Here is a 376-nt window from a genome sequence, read left to right as displayed (position 1 = left end):
GGGTGGGGTAGCCAGGCGCGGGAGGTCATGACGGGCTGCCGTTGATGGCGCGGGCGATGGCGAGGGCGTGGCGGGCGTCTTCCTGCATCGCGGCGTGTTCGCTGAGGTCGATGACGCCCCAGCTGTCGAGCCATTTGGCCAGCAGGTTGCCGACGCCGGGGTGCATGGCTTCGATCCAGTCGGCGTTCGCCCCGTTGCTCATCGGCTCGTCGACGACGTACACGGGCGGTTGGTCCTCGGCGCCGGGGCCGTCGTAGAGCAGGCGGTCGCCGTGGTCGAGGGACAGCCACGGCCCGGGGGTGAGGCCAGGGGCTGCGAGGAGTTCGCGCAGTTTCTCGGCTGCGGTGCGGATTTCTTCGGCGGGTGTGGTCACGGT

At 70.5% G+C, this 376-nt stretch carries 1 protein-coding gene; it reads right to left on the bottom strand.

The features are described 5' to 3' along the window. Nucleotides 1-25: 25 nt before the first annotated feature. On the bottom strand, nucleotides 26-376 hold a 351-nt coding region (locus ADK57_RS16040), incomplete at its 5' end, for a hypothetical protein (protein WP_159050073.1).

It is taken from the genome of Streptomyces sp. MMG1533, assembly GCF_001279775.1.
Classification (GTDB): Bacteria; Actinomycetota; Actinomycetes; order Streptomycetales; family Streptomycetaceae; genus Streptomyces.
This window is presented reverse-complemented; position numbering and strand designations above follow the sequence as displayed.